Genomic DNA, 6,401 nt, shown 5'->3' with positions numbered 1-6,401 from the left:
TTTATTGGTCGCATCACTACCTACAGTTGGTGCTGCAACATTGGTAATCTTTTTACCACCAACATCTAACCCATTTGCTGTGCCTGATAAAGTAACTGCATTCGCACCACTACCAATCGTGGATGTGCCAGTAACAACACTATTGCCATTCACTTGCTGGCCAGTTGACGTCACAATTCCTGAAAAATTCGGAGAATTTGCAATCTGGATATCTATAGTATTTCCAGAAATAACTGTTTTTACATTACTATTTGAACTCGCTCCTGCCAAACCCCCTGTAATATTTAGGGTTTCACCCAAATTACGTCCTACGTTTCCAGTATTACCAACAAAAGTAATTTCTCTTTGAATTTCAGTATTAAGATTAGATAAAGCTGTACCAACATTATTAGCTGCAGCATAAGACCCCGTATCAGCCTTATTGATCGTATAACTTGGAGCGGTATATGTATCAGTAGCTGCATTATAGGTCGCACCGCCACCTAATGCAGTTGTATTTCCAACTGCACGATTATTTACATCTTTAAGTTGAGCAACAGTCACAGCATCTTGATCAGCTGCACCATCTGCGACGTTCTGAATTCGTCTAAGATTAGCGGCAGAACCAACAGAAACAACCGATGTTGGGGCTGCTGAATTTGTAATATAGCCCGTACCTGATGGTGCAGTTGTTGTCGACCCCCCACCCAATGCTACAGAATTCGCAACGCTTGCATTTGCACCTGTGCCTAGAGCAACCCCATCTACAGCACTTGCACCAGTCTGTGCTCCCACACCGAAAGCAATCGATCTATCTGCACCAGCTGTTGTCTTTGCACCAGCCATAATTGCAGCACTATAAGTAGCTTTAGCATCTGGTCCTTGCTGATTATAAGTTGTTCCATTAATTGTGGTTCCATCCCCACTTGAACCCAAAGCAAGTGTACCTTGGCCATCTGCAATCGCACTTGAATGCGCTGCACTTAAACCACTACCTATTGCAACACCACCTTTACCATTAGATGTAACAGGATTTGCATTAAAATTTGAACCAATAACGACAGCCTGAACAGCACTCGTACTCGCAATAACATCATTTCCTAGAACAGTCGACTGTTCACCTTGGGCTGCAATATTTGCACCTATTGCAATAGATTCAATTGCTGAAGCACATGCAATACCACTTTCATTATTAATTGCTATGCCAGCTGCCTCTCCCCCAGTACCTACAGATGTTCTCGTACAGTTAGCTCGTGTTGTTGCACTACCATTTCCAGCCTCATAACCAGCAAAAGCAAACGTTGTCGTAAAGACGGCAAAAATGGCTAGAGACAATGATTTGTAATTAAAAAACAGACTGAATCCGTTTTGTTGTTCTTGTTGCTCTAAAGAGACGACCTGTCCAACGCTTCCTCCCGTTTTAGTTTTTGTTTTAGCAAGTTCCGAAACCGCTACCCAAGCACCCAATGAGGCGTTCCATACAACCTTATAAACCTTATTCATAATTTTTTTCCAAACGCTGATAAAAGTTACAACATGTGCACTTATGTGTACAAGTCTGTCTATTAAGTAAAGAAATGTAATTTATTGCTTATAAAATAGCTTTTTTAAAACGAGAAGTAAATCACACTAAAATACTATGTACCAAGACTAGTTCACCGATTAAAATACCAATTATAATTTTTTATTTTTATTTTAAATTATTTAAAATCAGTAATTAAATTTTAATAATTAATAAAAAATAGATCTCATATTTTTTAGATTATGCAAATTCATATACAAAAAGTGTCGATACATGACAGTTATTGACAATAATTTTCTTATTTAATCTTAAAATTTCGAATTAATATTTGTATCTGAATGTCAAAAAAATAAAAAAGCCAGCATAAATGCTGGCTTTTCCGATTTGAATAACTTTACCAAGTGACATTGACACGTCTGTTCGGTGCTAAACAATTAACTAGTTGGCTATTTACTTTATTCCCTGCACATTGCTGATATATATCAGTTTGGCTATTGGCTTGAATTTGAATACGATTTGCATCAACACCTTCATCCACCAACAATTTCGCTACTGTATTGGCACGTTGTGAAGATAGTTGTTGGTTATAAGCAAATTTCCCTAATGGATCAGCAAAGCCTGCAACAACAACTGGACCAGTTGAAGTGCTTTGTTTGATTCGCTGTGCAATTGAGGTCACAGCACTAGAACCCTGCTCAATTGCATTTGCATTAAAACGATCAAATGCAAAGAAGATACTTCCTGAACGTACGCTATTCATATTGGCATTCGTTGGGACTTGGTTATTTGCACCCCAGGCCATTAAACCTTCACATGCTTCACCTTTCCAAGACAATCTTTCCGAAAGATATTTCTTATCGAAATCAACACGTAATTGGCAACGTAAATAGTCTTGGCTATTCGGCTGACGAATATCTAAAATATAGTTCCAAGTTTTTACAAAGAATACGCCTTCGCTAAATTGAGGATGGCCCAAAATGTGACGAATTTGATCTTTGGTTAAACCTGTATCTAGGCGAGCAACATGATCATATTCATAACGCTGAACTTGTTTTAAATAGCTTTTCTCAACCGCTGGAAATTTAATTTCTTCTTGTTGAGCAACATCGGCTTCTTGTGCAAATGTAGTGGTTGCAGTCAAACCAACTAAAGTTGCCATCATCAAAATTTGAATATTCTTGTTCATTTCTCTACTCACAATATCTGTTGAATATAAGGAGAGCTTTTGACTCCCCTTATTTAAGGCAATTAGTCGATAATTGTACTTACACCAATACGTACTAGCGGACTACCTTGGCTACCTAAAGCAGCACCTGTCGTTAATGACCAACGACCATTATCCGCGGTACGACGGAAAGTCACACCCACTGCATTTTGATCGTTGTAGTAAGCCGCGCCAACTGCCATGGTTAACTTACCTGGTACATAAGGAGCTTGCTCAAGTGCAGCTGTCGCAGCAATACCCGCAGACATTTTGTCTTCCAAATTGTCGATACGTTTGTTGGTGTCATAGAACACTTGTTGTAACTGATCACCAAGGTTGTTGATCTTGTTACCCAACTCTTGATTTGATTGGTTCAAGCTTCCAATCGCATCATGAATATTGTCTTTACCCGTACCACCAATATTGTTGGTTTTAATCGTACCGTCTTGATTAACAGTCGTATTGCCACCAATGCTGTTCTTAATACTGTCAGAAATGTTATGGATTTGACCACCGTTCACGGCTTGATTAGAACCCGCTTTAATCTCACCATCCTTAACACCTTGCACGACACGGTCACCATCTTTACCAGCCATATTGATACTTGTACCACCCGTGTCTTTACCAACGGTAATTTCACCGTTTGGTTTCTGCTGCTGAACTAATCCCGTCTTACCATCATTGATGTTTTGGATATTGTTCTGGATGTTTTGGATATCATTTGTGTTTTTGTCAACATTTTGCTTAACATCCCACAATTGACCACCATTCACCGCATCTTTAGAACCCTGCTCGACTTTACCATCAGCAACATTCTTCAAGTTTGTGCCGTCTTCTCCACCACCTAAGGTCACAGAGTTTTTGTCAACATTGCCATTTTTGTCTTTGTCATATTGAACAGCATTATCCGAAAGATTACCGATGTCTTTACCAATCTGGTCTTTCAGTTTATTCAACTGGTCAACATTGACTGCGTCTTTGCCATTAACACCATCAGCAACGTTAGTGATGTTCTTACCACCAGCATCAATACCATTGATTGTAATACTTGGACCACCTTTAATGGTTAAACCATTGTTGTTTAGTACCGTATTGCCAGTCGTGATGCTGTCGAATTTCGCATCTTTTAACAATTCGATCTTAATACCATCTTCTGTGGTACGGGTGATCACGTTCTCACCGCTGGTTTTGTCTTCTGCTGTTGCAGCATCCGCACCACCCACGATGTTTAACTTATCACCCAACTTACGATGAACATCTCCACCTGCATTACCGGCAAAGTTTAGACCTTTGTTGGTCAAGTCATTTACACCATTGGTGACTTTGTCATCAACCGATTTGATTGCATCATTGATGTTGTCTTTTCCTGTACCACCAATGTTGTTGGTGCTGATGCTACCGTCTTTATTAACAGTCGTATTGCCACCAATGCTGTTCTTGATGCTTTCAGAAATGTTCTGAATCTGACCACCATTCACTGCATCTTTAGAACCTTTGGCAATTGAACCATCAGCAACATTACTAATGACTTTATGACCTGCATCGATGCCATCTTTGGTGATGCTTGGACCATCTTTAATGGTTAAACCCTTGTCGTTTAATACTGTATCACCAGTCGTGATGCTGTCTAAATTAAGGTCTTTCTTGGTTGAAACTTCGTAGTTAGTACTACCATCTTTATTGGTGGTTTCTTTAACAACGATGTTGTCGCCTTCAGTCACTGTGGTTTTTGCTTTAGTTGCAGCATCTTTCACATTATTGATTGCATCATTAATGTTGTTTTTACCTGTACCACCAATGTTGTTCGTGCTAATACTGCCATCTGGATTAACCGTTGTGTTTCCACCAATGCTGTTCTTGATGCTTTCAGAAATATTCTGAATCTGACCACCATTCACTGCATCTTTAGAACCTTTGGCAATTGAACCATCAGCAACATTACTAATGACTTTATGACCTGCATCGATGCCATCTTTGGTGATGCTTGGACCATCTTTAATGGTCACACCTTTGTCATTTAATACCGTGTCGCCAGTGGTGATGCTGTCGAATTTCGCATCTTTTAACAACTCGATCTTGATACCATCTTTAGTGGTACGGGTAATCACATTCTCACCGCTGGTTTTGTCTTCTGCTGTTGTTGCATCAGCGCCACCAACAATATTTAACTTCTCACCCAACTTACGATGTACATCTCCACCTGCATTACCTGCAAAGTTTAGACCTTTGTTGGTCAAGTCATTTACGCCATTGGTGACTTTGTCATCAACTGATTTGATTGCATCATTGATGTTGTCTTTTCCTGTACCACCAACGTTGTTGGTGCTGATGCTACCGTCTTTATTAACAGTTGTGTTTCCACCAATGCTGTTCTTGATGCTTTCAGAAATATTCTGAATCTGACCACCATTCACTGCATCTTTAGAACCTTTCGCAATTGAACCATCAGCAACATTGCTAATGACTTTATTACCCGCATCGATACCATCTTTGGTAATGCTTGGGCCATCTTTAATGGTCACACCTTTGTCATTTAATACCGTATCGCCAGCCGTGATGCTGTCGAATTTCGCATCTTTTAACAATTCGATCTTGATACCATCTTTAGTGGTACGGGTAATCACATTCTCACCGCTGGTCTGGTCTTCCGATGTCGCAGCATCAGCACCACCCACGATGTTTAACTTCTCACCCAACTTACGATGTACATCTCCACCTGCATTACCTGCAAAGTTTAGACCTTTGTTGGTCAAGTCATTTACGCCATTGGTGACTTTGTCATCAACTGATTTGATTGCATCATTGATGTTGTCTTTTCCTGTACCACCAACGTTGTTGGTGCTGATGCTACCGTCTTTATTAACAGTCGTATTGCCACCAATGCTGTTCTTGATGCTTTCAGAAATATTCTGAATCTGACCACCATTCACTGCATCTTTAGAACCTTTGGCAATTGAACCATCAGCAACATTCGTAATGACTTTATTACCCGCATCGATACCATCTTTGGTGATGCTTGGACCATCTTTAATGGTCACACCTTTGTCATTTAATACCGTATCACCAGTGGTGATGCTGTCAAACTTCGCATCTTTTAACAACTCAATCTTGATACCATCTTTAGTGGTACGCGTAATCACATTCTCACCGCTGGTCTGGTCTTCCGATGTCGCAGCATCAGCACCACCAACAATATTTAACTTCTCACCCAACTTACGATGCACATCTCCACCTGCATTGCCTGCAAAGTTTAGACCTTTGTTTTCCAAATCGGTCTTGGTGTTGTCAATCTTGGTATTGAGTTCTGTTTTCGTGTTATTGATCGTGTTGTTTAACTCAGTCTTGGTATCTGTAATCTGAGTCGTTAACTGATCTTTGGTATCCGCAATTTGGTTACCTAAGTCTTTCTTAGCATCATCTAACTTAGTATTGGTATCGGTAATCTTACCATCTAAACCATCTTTGACTTTGGTTAACTGGTCAACATTGACTGCATCTTTCCCATCTTTACCATCAGCAACATTCGTAATGACTTTATGACCCGCATCGATGCCATCTTTGGTAATGCTTGGACCATCTTTAATGGTCACACCTTTGTCGTTTAATACCGTATCACCAGTCGTGATGCTGTCGAATTTCGCATCTTTTAACAATTCGATCTTGATACCATCTTTAGTGGTACGCGTAATCACATTC

The 6,401-nt window shown here is 40.0% G+C and carries 3 protein-coding genes; all 3 read right to left on the bottom strand.

The features are described from left to right. Positions 1–1,482 (bottom strand): ESPR-type extended signal peptide-containing protein (locus NG55_RS20305; RefSeq protein ID WP_065344258.1); only part of this gene is annotated, 1,482 nt, incomplete at its 3' end. Between the two features lie 413 nt (positions 1,483–1,895). Next, positions 1,896–2,687: a trimeric autotransporter adhesin/peptidogylcan-associated protein TpgA gene (gene tpgA / locus NG55_RS20300; RefSeq protein ID WP_065344257.1), complete on the bottom strand. Its 792-nt coding sequence runs from the start codon at positions 2,685–2,687 to the stop codon at positions 1,896–1,898. 62 nt (positions 2,688–2,749) lie between these two features. After that, the coding region (locus NG55_RS20295; RefSeq protein ID WP_081409022.1) for a YadA-like family protein at positions 2,750–6,401 on the bottom strand (3,652 nt) is incomplete at its 5' end.

The sequence above is a fragment of the Acinetobacter gyllenbergii genome (assembly GCF_001682515.1).
GTDB lineage: Bacteria > Pseudomonadota > Gammaproteobacteria > Pseudomonadales > Moraxellaceae > Acinetobacter > Acinetobacter gyllenbergii.
Note: the sequence above shows the minus strand (reverse complement) of the source record. Positions and strands in the feature narration are given on the sequence as shown.